Annotated in this window: 14 protein-coding genes and 1 pseudogene; 12 read left to right on the forward strand and 3 right to left on the reverse strand. The window is 67.6% G+C overall.

Going from position 1 to position 14853, the window contains the following annotated elements; translation table 11 throughout:
* The first annotated feature begins 2 nt into the window (after positions 1–2).
* The 5 genes from OHA17_RS39805 to OHA17_RS39825 all read left to right on the forward strand — a co-directional run bounded on the left by OHA17_RS39805 (position 3) and on the right by OHA17_RS39825 (position 5283).
* A complete protein-coding gene (locus tag OHA17_RS39805) occupies positions 3–503 on the forward strand; it encodes a hypothetical protein (RefSeq protein WP_331721219.1) in 501 nt (166 codons plus the stop codon).
* A gap of 137 nt (positions 504–640) precedes the next feature.
* Positions 641–1417 (forward strand): TnsA-like heteromeric transposase endonuclease subunit, encoded by a 777-nt coding sequence (locus OHA17_RS39810; protein WP_331721574.1) that lies wholly within the window; start codon positions 641–643, stop codon positions 1415–1417.
* The gene (locus OHA17_RS39815) at positions 1414–3546 is read left to right on the forward strand and encodes a Mu transposase C-terminal domain-containing protein (RefSeq protein WP_331721220.1); all 2133 of its coding nucleotides are present in this window, start codon (positions 1414–1416) and stop codon (positions 3544–3546) included. Before OHA17_RS39810 ends, OHA17_RS39815 begins: the two co-directional genes overlap by 4 nt.
* A gap of 116 nt (positions 3547–3662) precedes the next feature.
* Positions 3663–4646, forward strand: coding sequence for a TniB family NTP-binding protein (locus tag OHA17_RS39820; RefSeq protein WP_331721575.1), 984 nt, complete (start codon positions 3663–3665; stop codon positions 4644–4646).
* Between the two features lie 7 nt (positions 4647–4653).
* Positions 4654–5283 (forward strand): hypothetical protein, encoded by a 630-nt coding sequence (locus OHA17_RS39825; protein WP_331721221.1) that lies wholly within the window; start codon positions 4654–4656, stop codon positions 5281–5283.
* A gap of 88 nt (positions 5284–5371) precedes the next feature.
* On the opposite strand, the gene OHA17_RS39830 is transcribed toward OHA17_RS39825, so the two are convergent.
* On the reverse strand, positions 5372–8644 hold the full coding sequence (locus OHA17_RS39830; protein ID WP_331721222.1) for a hypothetical protein: 3273 nt from the start codon (positions 8642–8644) through the stop codon (positions 5372–5374).
* A 385-nt stretch (positions 8645–9029) separates the two neighbouring features.
* Between OHA17_RS39830 and OHA17_RS39835 the strand changes: the two are divergent.
* The 3 genes and pseudogenes from OHA17_RS39835 to OHA17_RS39845 all read left to right on the forward strand — a co-directional run.
* Positions 9030–9597 (forward strand): annotated as a pseudogene (locus OHA17_RS39835) (helicase associated domain-containing protein); the annotation flags it as partial.
* A gap of 62 nt (positions 9598–9659) precedes the next feature.
* Positions 9660–10256, forward strand: coding sequence for an ATP-binding protein (locus OHA17_RS39840; RefSeq protein ID WP_331721223.1), 597 nt, complete (start codon positions 9660–9662; stop codon positions 10254–10256).
* Entirely contained in the window at positions 10217–11605 is a 1389-nt protein-coding gene (locus OHA17_RS39845) for an ATP-binding protein (protein WP_331721224.1), read from the forward strand. The genes OHA17_RS39840 and OHA17_RS39845 overlap by 40 nt, the downstream gene beginning before the upstream one ends.
* 342 nt (positions 11606–11947) lie before the next feature.
* On the opposite strand, the gene OHA17_RS39850 is transcribed toward OHA17_RS39845, so the two are convergent.
* Complete coding sequence (locus OHA17_RS39850) at positions 11948–12472, reverse strand: hypothetical protein (protein ID WP_331721225.1); 525 nt, start codon at positions 12470–12472, stop codon at positions 11948–11950.
* A gap of 107 nt (positions 12473–12579) precedes the next feature.
* Between OHA17_RS39850 and OHA17_RS39855 the strand changes: the two genes are divergently transcribed.
* Together OHA17_RS39855 and OHA17_RS39860 are read left to right on the forward strand one after the other, a co-directional pair.
* Positions 12580–12726 carry a hypothetical protein gene (locus OHA17_RS39855; protein ID WP_331721226.1) on the forward strand — a complete coding sequence of 49 codons (147 nt, stop codon included), beginning with the start codon at positions 12580–12582 and terminating at the stop codon, positions 12724–12726.
* Positions 12727–12782: 56 nt separating this feature from the next.
* Positions 12783–13043, forward strand: a complete 261-nt coding sequence (locus OHA17_RS39860; protein WP_406510954.1) for a hypothetical protein — start codon at positions 12783–12785, stop codon at positions 13041–13043.
* On the opposite strand, the gene OHA17_RS39865 is transcribed toward OHA17_RS39860, so the two are convergent.
* Entirely contained in the window at positions 13030–13266 is a 237-nt protein-coding gene (locus OHA17_RS39865) for a recombinase (RefSeq protein WP_331721228.1), read from the reverse strand. The genes OHA17_RS39860 and OHA17_RS39865 overlap by 14 nt on opposite strands.
* 522 nt (positions 13267–13788) lie before the next feature.
* On the opposite strand from OHA17_RS39865, the gene OHA17_RS39870 reads away from it, so the two are divergent.
* A complete protein-coding gene (locus OHA17_RS39870) occupies positions 13789–14421 on the forward strand; it encodes a hypothetical protein (protein ID WP_406510955.1) in 633 nt (210 codons plus the stop codon).
* A gap of 75 nt (positions 14422–14496) precedes the next feature.
* Positions 14497–14853: a DUF6192 family protein gene (locus OHA17_RS39875; protein WP_331721576.1), complete on the forward strand. Its 357-nt coding sequence runs from the start codon at positions 14497–14499 to the stop codon at positions 14851–14853.

Here is a 14853-nt window from a genome sequence, read left to right on the forward strand (position 1 = left end):
GGATGGGCGCCGTCATCCGCATCCGCCGCGGCGCGGGGGGCCCGCCCGGCTACGGCAACGATCCGTGGTGGCTGAGGCAGGAGCACCAGCCCGCCACCATGGCCGGACACTTGCGCGTCCTGTCCAAGGAACGCAGCTCGCCCGGTTCGGGCACCACGTGGCGCTCTACGGTGCCGGCCGAGCAGCGGGCACTGATCACCAGCCTGGTCAACGACGCCGAAGAGCAGCTGACCCAGTTGCGCGGTGTCCAGTACGGCAAGACCGCCGACGCCACGCAGCAGTTGCTGGGCAACCTCGGCCATGCCGCCACCCTGATCGACCAGGCCGTACGGGAGACCACAGCAGCAGCCCTCGCGGCCGGGATGGCCCTGGAGGATCTGGCGCGCTGGGCCCGCCTGCCGGCCGACGCCCTGGCCGAAGCACTCCCGGCCCACCGCAACAGGCAGCCGGGAAGGAGCGGTGAGCAAGTGTCAGGAGGCAGGCAAGGTGTGGACGGATCGTGATCCGCAGGGCATACCTCATCGCCCGGCACTCGTGATCAAAATCCGTGAAGCCGCCCGCCGCACAGGCAGGACGGGCTTGACTGGGGCGCGTGGGCAGCAAGGACACAGCGGCCGCAGCAGGTGGCCGCTCACAGCACATACAGACGGACACCGGATCCGAGTGGGAAACGGTCTTCGTCGACCCCATCGGGCAGGTGGTGCAGCAGCGGTGGGCGGACGCGGTTCTCGCGGTGTCCTTCGAGGAGCTGGAGCCGGTGTCGGCGTTCCCGGTGGTGCCGGGGCGGCGGTGGGGTCCTGGGCAGTGGTGGTCAGCCACGACCGGCCGGCATGTGGCGTGCGGGTCGGCCGCGATGCGGGCGCAGCTGATGGTGCTGGACCGCGACCCCGAGGTGGTCGGCCTGGCCGGGCGGCCGGTCCGTCTGCTGTGGCGGGACGCGCGCGGCCAGGTCCGCTCGTGGGTGCCGCAGCTCTTCGCCCGCCACCGCGACGGCACCGCCCTGCTGGCCGACTGCCCCAGCCACCCGGAGGCCGGCGGCGAGCGGGCGCAGCGGGCCGCGACGGTCCTTCAGGCGGCGTGCGCGCAGACCGCCTGGAGCTACCGGCGCCTCGAGCCGCTGGAGAAGACTCTTTCGGCGAACCTGAAATGGCTAGCCGGCTACCGCCACCCCCGCAACGCCGGCCGTCCCCCTCTCGCGGCTGCCGTACGTGAGGTGTTCGCCCAGCCGCGGCCTCTGATCGAGGGCGCCAAAGCGGTAGGCGACCCGATCGAAGTCCTGCCCGCCGTCTTCCACGCCCTGTGGCACGGACACCTCACCACACCCCTGGACGTACCGCTGAACGAGCGGGCCCTCGTCAGCACCGGCGCCGGCGGTGCGAACGGCTGCGGCGGCCCGGGCAGCGGGGATGGACGGTGAGCGTGCGGCGTGGCGGACGGCCGGTGCTGCAGGTCGGAGCGCACGTCCGCTTCCGTGACCGGACCTGGCAGGTCATCGCTGTGGCGGGGCAGCAGGTCCACCTCGCCGGTGAGACAGGCGAAGACGAGACGGTCGTGGCCGGGCACCTGTTCGCCGACCTGTCCTTCGCCATCGTGGGCGCCGAGATGCCCCAGGCCGTGACGCAGTGGGGTCTGTTCGAAACCGCGCCCGAGGACGCGCGGCGCAAGGCGCTGGCCTGGCAGCGGCACATCCGTGAGGTGGAGTCCGGCCTGCCCGGCGGGACGGACAGCGACGGGGTGCCCCGGGCCGAGTACGACCCCGACCGGTTCACGCTCGCGCAGCGCGAGGAGGCCAAGGCGGCGGAGCTGACCGCGATCGGCTTCGGCCCTGTCTCCCGGACCACGGTGCAGCGCATGCGCCTGGCCTACCGCAAGCAGGGACTGTGGGGGCTAGTCGACCACCGCACCACCCGCCGCCCCAGCCCGACCGGGCGCACCGATGAACGCGTCATCGCCGCCATCGAGGAAGCGCTGCGCCGCCAGCGCGGCCGTTCCAAGGGCACCGTCAAAGGCCTGACGCCCCTGGTCGCGCAGATCCTGGAGGACCGGTACGGCCGCGTCACAGTGCCCGCCCCTTCCCAGGCCACCTTCTACCGGCTCGTCCACCAACTCGCCGGTCCCGCCGAACACCCCCACCGCCCCGCCCGTACTCTCCCCTCCCCCACCGGCGGACGGGCGTTCACCCCGACCGTGGCGCTGCGGCCGGGCGAGCAGGTGCAGGTCGACACCACCCGGCTGGACGTCCTGGCCGTCTTCGACGACGGCACCACCGGCCGGCCCGAACTCACCATCGCCGTCGACGTCGCCACCCGCGCCATCCTCGCCGCCGTCCTGCGCCCCGCCGGCACCAAGGCCGTCGACGCCGCCCTGCTGCTCGCGGAGATGGCCGTGCCGCACCCGGCCCGCCCCTCCTGGCCCGAAGCGCTGCGCCTCGCCCACACCCAACTCCCCCAGCTACAGCGGCTGATGGGCCTGGACGAACGCCTTCAGGGCGCAGCCGCCCGGCCGGTCGTGGTGCCCGAGACGATCGTCGTGGACCGGGGCAAGGTCTACCTGTCCACGGCGTTCAGCGCCGCCTGCGAGACCCTCGGCATCAGCGTCCAGCCCACCCCGCCCCACGCCCCCGCCGCCAAAGGCATCGTCGAGCGCACCTTCGGCACCATCAACGCCCTGCTGTGCCAGCACCTGCCCGGCTACACCGGCTCCAACGTCACCCGCCGCGGACCGGACGCCGAAACCGAGGCCTGCTTCAGCGTCGCGCAGCTGCAGGACCTGCTGGACGAATGGCTGATCCACTACCACCACCGCCCCCACGAAGGCCTGCGCCACCCCACCCTGCCCAAGAAGGCCCTGACCCCGAACCAGATGTGGGCCGCGCTGGTCGCCGTGGCCGGCTATGTGCCACTCCCCCTGAGCGGCAGCGACTACCTCGAACTGCTGCCGGTGCGCTGGCAGGCCATCACCGAACGCGGCATCCGCGTCGACCACCGCACCTACGACCACGATGTCCTCGCCCCCTACCGCGGCCAGCCCTCCCCTGTCACCGCGCGCGGCGGCAAATGGGAAGTCCACACCAACCCCCACGACGCCCGCCAGGTATGGATCCGCCTGCCCGACGGACACCTGACAGAGATCCCGTGGATCCACCGCGACCACATCCACCAGCCGTTCAACAGCGCCACCTGGCAGCACATCAAAACCATCACCGCCCGCCACAGCGACCGCGACACCCACGAAGCCGACCTCGCCGACGCCCTCGACCAGCTCATGCGCCGCGCCCACACCGGCACCGCCACCCCCGGCGAGCAACGCCTCCTCACCCGCACCGCACCGCTGAAAACACCCCTGCCCACGGCCGGCACCCGCACGCCCCACGCCCCGGCCCCGCAGGCCGACGGCTCGGACGACGACAGCCTCGATGACCTCGACGGCCTGCCCGACGACGCGGAGCAGGCCAACGGCGAGAACGACCCCGGCGACAACAACGCCGCCGTCCCGTACACCGGACTCGGCCTCTACGACCCCGCCCAGGAAGCCCTCAACTGGTGACCACCCGCCCGCACATCACCACCGCCAGCCACTCCCCCAGCCCGGCAGGCCAGCCCGTCCGCACCACAGCCGACACCCCGTGGGTCGACGCCCACGACGGCGAACCGCAGTGGCCGATCACCACCTGGCAGGGCTGGCAGCACTTCGCCACCACTCCGCCCCTCGCCCCGCCCCAGCCCGGCGACGCGCCTCGCAGCACGGAAGAACGCCTCGCCTACCACTCCGCGTTCGTCACCGTCCGCACCCCCGCCATCGACACCCTCGCCACCCAGGTCCGCACCCTGATGCTGCTCGGCCGTCACCAACAGACCACCGCCCGCCCCTCACTGATCGTCACCGGCCCCGCCGCGGCCGGGAAAACGACCGCCCTCCTCGAAGTCGGACGCACCTGCCACCTCGCCCACACCCGCAAGAACCCGGCCCCGCCCGGACGTGCCCACGAGCAGGTACCGGTCGCGTACCTGCTGGTGCCGCCCGGAGCCACCGCCAAGACCCTCGCCACCGAATTCGCCCGCTACCTCGGCATCCCCATCACCACCCGCATGACCCAGACCCAGATCACCGAGGCCGTCTGCCACACCTACACCCAAGCCGGCGTCCGCCTGGTCCTGATCGACGAGATCCACCGCCTCAACCCGCGCACGACCACCGGCGCCGAAGCCGCCGACCTCCTCAAAGACCTCACCGAGCGCATCAGAGCGACCTTCGTCTACACCGGCATCGACGTCGCCTCAACCCCGCTGTTCTCCGGCGTACGCGGGGCCCAACTCGCCGGCCGCGCCAGCCTCATCACCTGCGGGCCCCTCCCCGCCCGCCACGGAAACACCCGCCCCTTCACCGACCTCATCACCGACATGGAGAACGCCCTCGACCTGACCCAGCACACACCCGACACACTCCCCCGCCACGCCTCCTACCTCCACCAGCGCACCGCCGGCCGTATCGGAAGCCTCGCCCGCCTCATCCGTCAAGCCGCCATCACCGCCATTTGTGACGGCACCGAACGCATCACCAAGAAAGCCCTCGAAGCCATCCAGCTCGACCACCTCGCCGAAGAAGCAAGCCGACCCCGTACCCGCCGAACAGCGACAACGACATGATGCGGACGTGAAGAAGACGACGGGTACACCGGCCCAGGAGGAGTTGGCTGCTGTCTGCGGCCAGGTATGGGACGTCCTGATCGCCGCCCGCGCCGGCTACTTGGCCACCGTCTCAGCGCACTACGACGAGGTCTTCCACGACGTCGTACAGCGAACCGAACGTGCAGGCAGCCTCGGCAAGACGGACATCGCAGCCCTGGTGGTCTGGAAACGGCTCTCCGCACAGACTCGGTGGGTGACAGAGCTGATGTCCCTACCGGACACCCACGTACGAGCCGTCACCGAGCGGGCCGTCACCGCCGTCCGCGACACCGCCCTCACCCGCGGCGAGGCCGCCCGCGCAGGCCGCGGCATCATCTGGGAACTGCCCGGCTTCCGCACCGGCGACGCCCTCGCCTCAGCCATCCTCACCGCAGCAGCACCACAGCGGATGGCCGTCTACGACCGCCGCGTCCAACACGCCCTCGACACCCTCGGCCTCACCCTCACATCCACACCCGGACGCTACGGCCGCTACCTCCAACTCCTCGACGACCTCCTGCACCACGGCGCAACACGAGCCGACGGCTGGACCGCACGCGACATCGACACCGCCCTGTACTGGACCGGCAGACCCGACCCCGCGCCAAGCCGCTGACCAGCACAACTCGCACCGGTCCTCTAGATGCCGGAAGCCCTCGGCACGGCAGGGGCCGCTCTGCCGACCGCTCTGCTGGTGGGTTGGTTCAGGACGGGCCGGGCTGGTCATCGGTGTCCGTGAGCAGGGGTGCGAATTGGTAGTGCCCGCGATAGGTGGCTCGGTTGATGATGTCGCGGGCCAGTTCCTGGTGGTCAGGAGAGGCAAGTCCGGCCAGCAGAACGGCGCGGATGTCGCTCTCCCTGATCCGTGGGGCGTAGTCGTACATGTCCAGCGTGGTGACCCATCGGTGCATCAGTTCCAGGACTGGTCCGAGGTAGTCGGTGGCTGCTTCGGCCAGGAAAGAGTAGATGCGCCGGTCACGGCCGAGGCTTCCGGTCGTCTCGAGGACAACGCTCAGCTGTTCCAGGCGCCAGATGACCGGGAAACCATCATTGCGGGCCAGCGGGCCGATCAGGGCGTGGATCTCCTCGGGTTGCGGTGCAGGTCCATGCGCGCTGTCGTCCCGAGCGGTCAGGCGCCAAATCCACCACTGCATGATGCGGTCGCGGGTATCCGGTGGCAGGTCGCGGTCATGGACGACCTCGCTCAAGAACGAAGCGAGCTGAACTCCAGTCACGGGTGAGGAGTACAGGTAGTCAGCCATGGTGCTCTCGTCGTCCAGTCCGAGCAGACCTGCCAGATAGATAGCCATGAGGTGATCACCCAGCCTCCGGTGCAAGTCCCGGTGATCCTGACCGTCCACTGCGGGTGTGCGTGCTGCGGTGCGGTAGACGTCCATGAGGAGGCTCACGACGGACTCGGTGAGCGACGACATGCTGCTCAGGTAAGCCATCCAGCTGGCACGGCCCAGTGCGGTGTCGAGGTTGAACAGGACCTCGATTCGGCGTCGCATCCAGGCCGGGTCGAGGGCATCGAGTCGGGTGATCAAGGATCCGACGGTCCGTCCGACGGGGCTGGCGCCCGGGGCAGCGGGCGTGCCAGCCGCGTCCAGCAGCAGGGTGTCCAAGGCGGTGAACAGCACCTGGAAGGCTGCGCCGTGTTCACGACGCCGCAGTGCCCACGCGACGGCGGCTCGCAAGGCTGTTTCCAAGCTCTCGTCCCAAACAGACTGCTGGTCGCCGTCAAGGTCGTCTTCTGGTGACCTGGCGGCGCTCCAGACCGACTCGAGTACGTCCCATAGTGCGTCGCCGAGCAGGGTGGGAATCTGCTGGGTGCTCTGCAGCGCCAGTCCCGCCAGCACAAACCGGGCGACGGCCAGGTGCAGGGTGCCGGTGTCGGAGGTATGAGGACGGCTGATAGCCGACTGTACGAGCGGGAGGATGGCGGCCCAGTTGAGTTGCTGGCCGACCTGAATAGCCGTACGGAATCCGTGGAGGACGGCGGCGAGATGATCATCGGCCAACTCGGCGAACTGCGCGGCGTCTACCTGGTAGATGAGGGCCTGGCTGGTCACGGCGGCTTGCAGCTGACTGCAGAAGGCCTCGGCGTTCGTGCCGAACCGGGTTGGTGTGGGCTGGAACTGCCGGGCGTGGCTGATCAGTTCGGTGGCAGTCATCGCAGCCAGGTTCTCCGGCGAGCCCTCCTCTTCGGTCGCCGACCAGGCCAGGGGCTGGGGAATCGTGTCCAACGACGGTGCCAGACCGAGGCTCTCGCACAACTCTCGGTAGCGCCGCAGCTGCTGCTCGGGCAGGACATCGGCCAGTGCGGCATAACGGTCTCGCTGCCAGGCACCCGCCCACTGCTCGACGTACTGCTCCGGCAGCTCCGCACCACCGGAAGTGCTACGGAACCGCTCCACGAACCGTTCGGTGTCCGGCCCGGCGTCGATGACGGCCAGCACCCGTTCGAGAACGGGCGGCCTCAGCGAGCTGGCGTGGGCACGGGCCAAGAGTGCCCACTCACGCTGTGACCGGGCGGCGGTGATCTGGTCGGGGTCCGTCAGGATGCTCTCCACCGCGTCCGGGGCGTTGGCACCGTGACGCTGGAGAATATGCAGGCGGAGCCTGCGGAAGACCAGCCACGGCTGGGACTCCAGGATGGAAAGGACCCGGCGGATGTCTGTGGCCGCCAGGTGGTCTGCCGTGTCGCGGACCGCCTCGGTGAACAAGGCACGGTCGTCTGAGCGCATCCCCCCGTGGCCCGGGTCCAGCACCGGGTACCACACGCCGGACAGGTCCTCCCCGCCAGCGCGGTCAGGGTCCATCCCGGTGGTAAGGAGCGTGCTTGCCAGGCTGTCGGTCAGCACCTCCAACCAAGCCGCCCCCAGGTGACGGGCCAAGGTGGTGTTGTGCGAGCGCAGAATCTCCTGGAGATCGTAGTCGTCGATCCGGCCACCGTGCTGAGCCGCCTGCAGAAGCGCGGCCATCACCGCCAGAGCCTGCTCGGTGTGACCGCCCTGGGCGCAGTGGACCGCGAGTTGGGCGTAACGGTCCGGGGCGATCAGGTAGGCGCCACGGATCGCTTCCACCGCCCGCGGCACCAGACGCGCCGCGTCCGCGGGGGGCAGCAGGAGTGCCACCTCCGCAAGATCGAGGTTGACCCGCGGGTTATCCGTCGAGGGGATCTGCTCGGCGATTGCTGCCACGCCTGCCGGGGCAACGCTGGTCATCCGCACCAGATACGTTGAGGCCGGCCAGGCGGGAAAGACCACCGTGCGCGCTTCATCGTCAGTTTCCGGTGCCGGCGGCGTACTGAAAAACCCGTGCTCGCGCAGGTGCGGCAGCCACCGAGGGGCGTCCAGCAGTCCGAAAAAGCGTTCCTGGGTCAGGTAGTCCTGAGGGAAGGCATTCAGGAGCAGCTTCACATGGGCGTTGCCCGGCTCACGGACGGCAGCCAGGGTCTCCAGACGCTGCAGCACGGTGACGTAGCGGGTCTCGAAGCGGTCGAGCACCACATCGAGCATGTCCTCCAGTTCGGCCAGGCGCACACGGACCGCTGCGTCCATCGGCGTCTGCTCCATACGGACCCGGTGCGCGTAACCGTGCAGTTTCGTCGCCTCTGCCAGCCAGACGACGCCCGCGGGGCTGTCGGTCGGGATGCCCAGCCAGTCCAGCACACCCTTCACCTCGAACAGGTGCCGTCGCTCCTTGGTCGGGTCATTCCGGGTGGCATCGGGCAGAAGGACCTCGCGTAGGGAACTCTCCAGCTCTCGGAACAGGTGCGAGACCAGCATCCCGGTCGAACGCAGCGGCAGATCCTCATCCAACAGGGTGCAGATATCGGCGTACCAGCCCGCGGGCCCGGGCCCGAACCGGCGCAAACGCCTCAGAATCCGCTGCCGCCTATCAAGGTCGACCGGGCCGGGGCGTTGCCCGGACAACCGCTCCAGAAGAACCTCACGGTCCTGCGCCTGTGGCACCGGTGCCACCCCCTATCGGCCGGCCCAGACCAGCGCCCCGACCAGAGAGCTGACCGTCCCAAGGACACGCCGGACTACACCCTGATCGTTCCACAGCCACCCCGTCCTCCCGGCCTCGATGACCGACCTACTCCCCGGCCCCACCCGCCAGCGACCGGCCATCCCAACCACACAGCAAGCCCCTGACCAGCACGAACACGCACCGTTCCATTAGGTACAAGAAACCATCCCCAACACCACACCAGCCTTATCAACAGACACCCAACAACCGCAGGTCAGAAGCCTCTGACCATCGCCGGAGGGACCCCAGAAGCACCCTTCCCTCTTCTCAAAAAATCATCAACACCACAGCTCACACCCAACCCACCACACCAACTGCGAACCCCTCAATCACAACCCAGAGCGGGCCGCCGTACGCGCGGCGCAGCTCACCGCGATCGACAAGGACTGGGACTGCCCGTGGCCGCTGGACTGGTGTTGAGCGCCACTACCGCGTCCTCGCGGACCTGGTCGACGCCGACGGCAGCCTCCCCGAGATCCAGCCCGGCGTGCTGATGGACGGTGACGACATCGGCAAGTGGCTGGAGCAGCAGAAACAGCCGGGCACCTGGGCGCAGTTGTCGACCGAGCAGCAGGAGCGACTGTCCCAGCTGGACGTCCAGCCCGCCCAGGCACCGTCTCCCACCCCCGCGGCCAGGCGTGCGGCGAAGGGCCCGAGCAAGGCTCAACAGGCGTTCCAGCGAGGCCTGCTGGCCCTCGCCCAGTGGGTGGAACGGGAAGGAGCGGACCGGCCAGTGCCACGCGGCCACAGCGAAGAGATCAGGGTCGACGGCGAGGCGGAGCCGATGGCCGTGAAGCTCGGCGTATGGATCTCCAACACCAAAACCCGGCGCCACAAACTCACCCAGGAGCAGCTGGACGCACTCGCGCAGCTGGGAGTCGAATGGGCGTAGTTCGATTCGCAGGCTGTGCGACTGGGCTCGGCTCAGAGCCTAGGCGATGGCATTCTTCGTTCATGCGGATTCCTGTGGAAGTGCGCCCCGACTTCATCGAGAAGGTTGCCCGTCGCACCGACCCTCTGGGGGCTGTTGAGGAGCTTGTTTGGAACAGCCTCGATGCCGACGCCACCGAGGTCTGGGTGAACCTGGAGTTTGACGATCTCGGCGGGGTGTCGGCTGTCGTGGTGACTGACAACGGCCAGGGCATTCCCTCTTCCTCCGTTGAGACGGCATTCAAGGGGATGGGAGGTTCGTGGAAGCGGGGTGCTGCCGGCACCGAAAGCGGCAGGCAGCTTCATGGCCGGCACGGGTACGGCCGTTTCAGGGTGCTGGCCCTCGGGTCGAGTGCCAGTTGGACTTCCGTTTCGGACGGACCGGACGGCCGGTCCAAGGTCGTCATCCGTTTCCAGGACGGCGACAGCGACTTCGACGTCGATGATCGCGGTCGAGCCGATTCCGAGGGCACGGGAACGATCGTCCGCCTGACCGGCCACGCCCAGCGCAAAGAGCGGCTGACCCTGCAGTCCATGAAGGGGGAGCTGACGGGGCGGCTGGCGATGTATTTGAGCACCCGATGGCGGAAGTCTGGTGGTGCGGCGAACTGCTCGATCTGAGCGAGGTCATCCGCCACCAGTACGAGGAACCGCTCAAGCTCGGCTCTGAGGCGGAAGGCCCTGGGCCCGTGCTGCGGATCGTGGAGTGGAAGACGAAGCCTCCGCGAAGAGAGCTGCTTGTCTGCGACGCGGTGGGGGTGCATCGGATCACCCTCCGGGCCGGTATCCAGGCCCCTGACTTCGACTTCACCGCGTACGTCCTGTGGGACAAGTTCGCGGGTCTCACCGACCACGACATGCTGGAAGGCGAGTTCGAACACTCCGATTCCCCGCTGGGTCGCACGGTGGAGGCAGCGCGCGTGAGGCTGCGGTCGTACTTCCGCGAACGTGAGCGCGACCGGGCGAAGGAACTGATCGCACAGTGGATCGAGGAAGGGGTATACCCCTACACCGGTGAGCCGACCGTGCCGGTGGATGTCGCCGAGAGAGAGGCATTCGACTCCGTAGCCACTCTGGTCAGCCGGCACCTGCAGGGATCCCGGCAAGCCCGACGCACTCAGCTGGTACTGCTGCGTGAGGCGCTGCGTCGTCAGCCCCACGCCATGCCCAAGGTTCTCGACGAGCTGTTTGGACTGAGCGGGGCGCAGAAGGAGCGCCTGGAGGATCTCGTCGAGCGGACGCCGCTGACGAACCTTGTCGCGGCCAATGCCCAGGCCGTCGACCGCATCGACTTCCTCGGCATGCTGCGGTCGCTGCTGTTCGAGCCCCAGTCCCGCACCGTCATGCGGGAAGTCGACCAGCTCCACCGCATGCTGGAGAAGGAGTTGTGGGTTTTCGGCGACGAGTACGCCAGCGCCGTCTCCGAGGTCGGCTTGACCGAGGCTCTGGAGCGGGCTCTGGGCCGAAGCCCTGGTGTGCCCCGCCAGCAGGTGCGGCGCGCGGACGGCCGCGGCGGCCGTCTGGACCTGATGTTCTCCGCCGTAGCCGGCGCCGGCCAGAACAAGCGCCATCTGGTTGTCGAACTCAAAAGGCCCAGCGTGACCCTGGCTGAGAAGGAAGTGGCGCAGGTCCGCTCCTACGCCTTCACCGTGAGCAAGGACGAACGCTACAGCCACGACGACCGTACCAAATGGGACTTCTGGCTCATCGGCAACACCATCGATGACGTCGTACGGTGGATGATCGAGAGCTACGGAGAAGGCAGCGGCCTCATCCAAAATGACGGCCGGATCAGCATCCGCGTCGTCACCTGGGGCGAGATCCTCGACGCTTGTGAGAGCCAGCTGAAAAAGCAGCAGGAACGCCTGAACTACGCCTCTAGTCAGGCTCGTAGTGCCGAATACGCCAAACGCGCCCATGCAGACGCCAACGTCCTGCACCTCCTCACCTCCCACAACGACACGGCCTGACGCTTTTGAACAGCGCACCGAGGGCACAGACGGAACAAGAGGTGGCTGTGCGGCGAGGTCCTGCAGGACGCCTGCGTAGTCGGAGCGGGACCCCAAGCGCTGCGCGCTTGGGAAGTGAACCGCTTCGCCGGGCGGGACCGGCTCTTCGGGCCATCCATTAGACACGGCAGGTGCGGGCGTCTCCGGCTCCGGCCGGAGCCGGAGACGCCCCGGGCTGGTTTGGGGCGGGCCCGGAGCATCTCGCTGCACAGGCCGGCCTCCGGGTGGATGCCGACCTGCACCGAGGTCCGTTGCTGTGATGGCGTTCATGCGCGATGTGCCGTGCACGGAGTAGCGGCGTGGTCAAGGCAGCTTGAGGAGTTCTTTGCGCATGGCGTCGTTCAGCCTGCGGTATGTGCCGCGGCCCGACAGCCACTCACCTTGCTCAGCGCCATGGTGTCTGTCTTCCGTGGCATACATATGAGCCTCAGCTGCGCCGGAGACGTCTTGGCCGCAGATCAGGAACAAAGCGTCGGCAGCATCCCGCCAGCCGAGTTCCGCCTCCTGCGTCTGCTCGGTGAGTTCGGTGGGGATCGGTGCACCACTCCCCTGTTGCTCCAGAGCAGTCCGCTGGAGTTTTCGAAGCTGGTGGACAAAACGGTTCCAGGCGGACCAGTAGCGCGCGTAGGTTTCGCGCCGGTCTTGGCGCAGTTGTTGGTCCCGCTCCTTGCGGCCCTGGTCGTCTGCGGCCTGTCTCTGCCATCTGTGGGTCAAGACCGCCGTTGTGAGGGCCACGGCACTGGTGAGGAGAATGCCCCCAAGAGCACCAGCAAGGGTGAACCACGCAGCTGTTGTGTCAGCCGCCATTTCGGCAGCCGCGATACTCATGGGTATTTGGTGGGTCATAAGAGCGTCCCGATCAGCTCGGCACCTTCCGGCGCTGAGTATGACGCTTTCGGGCTTCCCTGCACCAACGCGGTCACCGGGGGCGCCCGATGACGTCGATCGAGCAGGTCGCCACTCTTGCAACGTTCGGATCGGTATGGGCTGTGCTCGCCGTCGGCCACAACCTCGCGGACCACGTGTTCGGTCAGAGTGACCACCAGGCAGGGAGCAAGGCGGCACCGTCGCCGACGGCGTGAGCCCGAGGCGGGGCTGGGGCGCGTGCCTGGGGCACGTCGCCCAGTACCACCTGGTGATGGCCGTGGTACTCGGCTTGGTGTGGGCCATTCTCCCGCTCCAGATGTCCTGGACCGGCCTGGCGGCGGGGCTCGCCGTGTCGGCGGTGACGCACGCGTTCTTCGATCGCCGGTGGCCGGTGGGCTGGCTGTTGGAGCACATCGGGTCGAAGGGCTTCGCGGAGCTGAAGGCTGCGGGGATGAACGGCATGTATTTGACCGATCAGGCCCTGCAACAGACCGCGCTTCTCGTCTCCGCTCTCCTGATTACCCTCCTGTGAGCTGGGGGTTCTGGTGAGGAACTGCGGGAAGTCCGAGAGGGACCGGGCCGGTTCGCTCGAAGCGGCGTGCTTGTTCTCTCTTACTGCGCAGGAAGGTGAGGGTGAGGTCGAGGCCGTCGATCTCACCTCGCCAGTCCTCGGCGACGGCGCGTTCACGGCGGGCGAGGAGGTCCTCTTCCAGTTCGTCCAGGCGGGGGAGCATCTTCGGGTTGATGCTCAGCATCGGGCAGCGGATCCTGCATCCGCTGCCCGATGCTGCGGATCGTTCCCCGACAACGGCCCCGACTGGTGGAGATTATCCGCAACCTATCCGAACGCATCGCGGAAGCACGGACGAATGGGTGGCTCGGTGAAGTTCAAGGACTCCAAGTCAGCCGCACCAAGGCCAAGGAGAAACTCGTCGCTCTCGATCGCAGCCTGGAACGCATACGCAACAACGGCCGAAGTGGACCCACCGACCTCGGCATGCCCGTAATCACCAGGCCGCAATGACGTCACTGCTTATTGCGATACTGGCGAACGCTGGCAAGCTTAAGTGAACGACGCTACCCTTTCTGGCATGTGGCCTGCGACAGGCTGGGAAGATAGCGACACGACTCGAGCCTGGACGGTGATGGGTCGCATTAGAGAGCATCAGCAGATCCAGCGCAGGGAAGCTAAGGCTACTCGACGGCGCCTAGCGAGAAAGCATCGGCGAAAGCTCGCTCGGACCCAAGGGGGCATATCGGATTCAACTCGTGCCCGAATGCAGCAAGAATACGAGGATGCTGTCAATATGACCTGGCGTGGTGGCTCCATCGCCCTCGCCTTCCTGTTTGCCCCTCCGGACTGTGATGCCATGCGGATGCTCGATATGCGTGGCGAGTACTTCGATCTGCGGACCGGTAACACATGGGATCTATTCTTCCCTGGCTACTACAGGTCGACGCAAGGATATAGCTTTGAAAGCCAGACCGGAGCCCGTCCTGTTGGCCAAACCTACGCGGATAACTGGTATTTCAATGCCGGAGATTTCAACGAGTTGCGCAAACGCATCGGGCAGTCGTCAGAGCGTCGCTGGGAATATTCCGGTGGGACTGACCTTGTGCTCGTCAATGGCTACCTTCCTGACCGTGGTGATCCCACGATTGACTGGGCATCCACAATCTCAGGGCAGGTAACCGAACAAGCCACGGGTGCTAGAACGTTGACACTGGGCGAGATTGTCGAGCGTATGACCCGGGACTTGGAGGAAGCTATGGAGGATCCGGCATATGGAGTCAGCGGCGTCACAGACAGAACGCCACCGTCAAAGGATCACACCGCAGTACGTGACTTTGCGCTCAACGCTCTCGCGGGGATTGCCTCAGCGATCGGCGCTCGGGCTATAGGTGTCTGAGCAGTCACACCGACAAACAACACAGTCCGTGTTCTCAAGCGGCGTGAGATCTGCCCAGCTCAACTACCTCACGCCATTCGTAGTTCGGATAACGATGACCGCGCGAGGCAGTCGGTCAACCACGCCCAGATCGAACGCGGCCGCCAGGCCCGCGAGGAGTACGAGCGCACCAGCGAACTCGCGCCTGCCATCAGGCACTTTGAGCGGACGGCGGAGTTCTTGGACCTGGTCGGGGCCTGCCACGCGTTCGTGGCCACGACCAACCGGGTCGTTCCCGGCCTGCGCGGACGCACCCTGTCCGGCGACGAACAGGCCGTCCTTGGCGAGAACGTCGCCCGGGTGCGCGCCGCGCTCGAGTGGATCGAGCACGCCGCTCAAACCGGCGACGTGGACGTGGATGCGGCCCTGGCCCGGCTCCTGCGAGGCCAGTAG

Source organism: Streptomyces sp. NBC_00212, assembly GCF_045206365.1.
GTDB lineage: Bacteria > Actinomycetota > Actinomycetes > Streptomycetales > Streptomycetaceae > Streptomyces.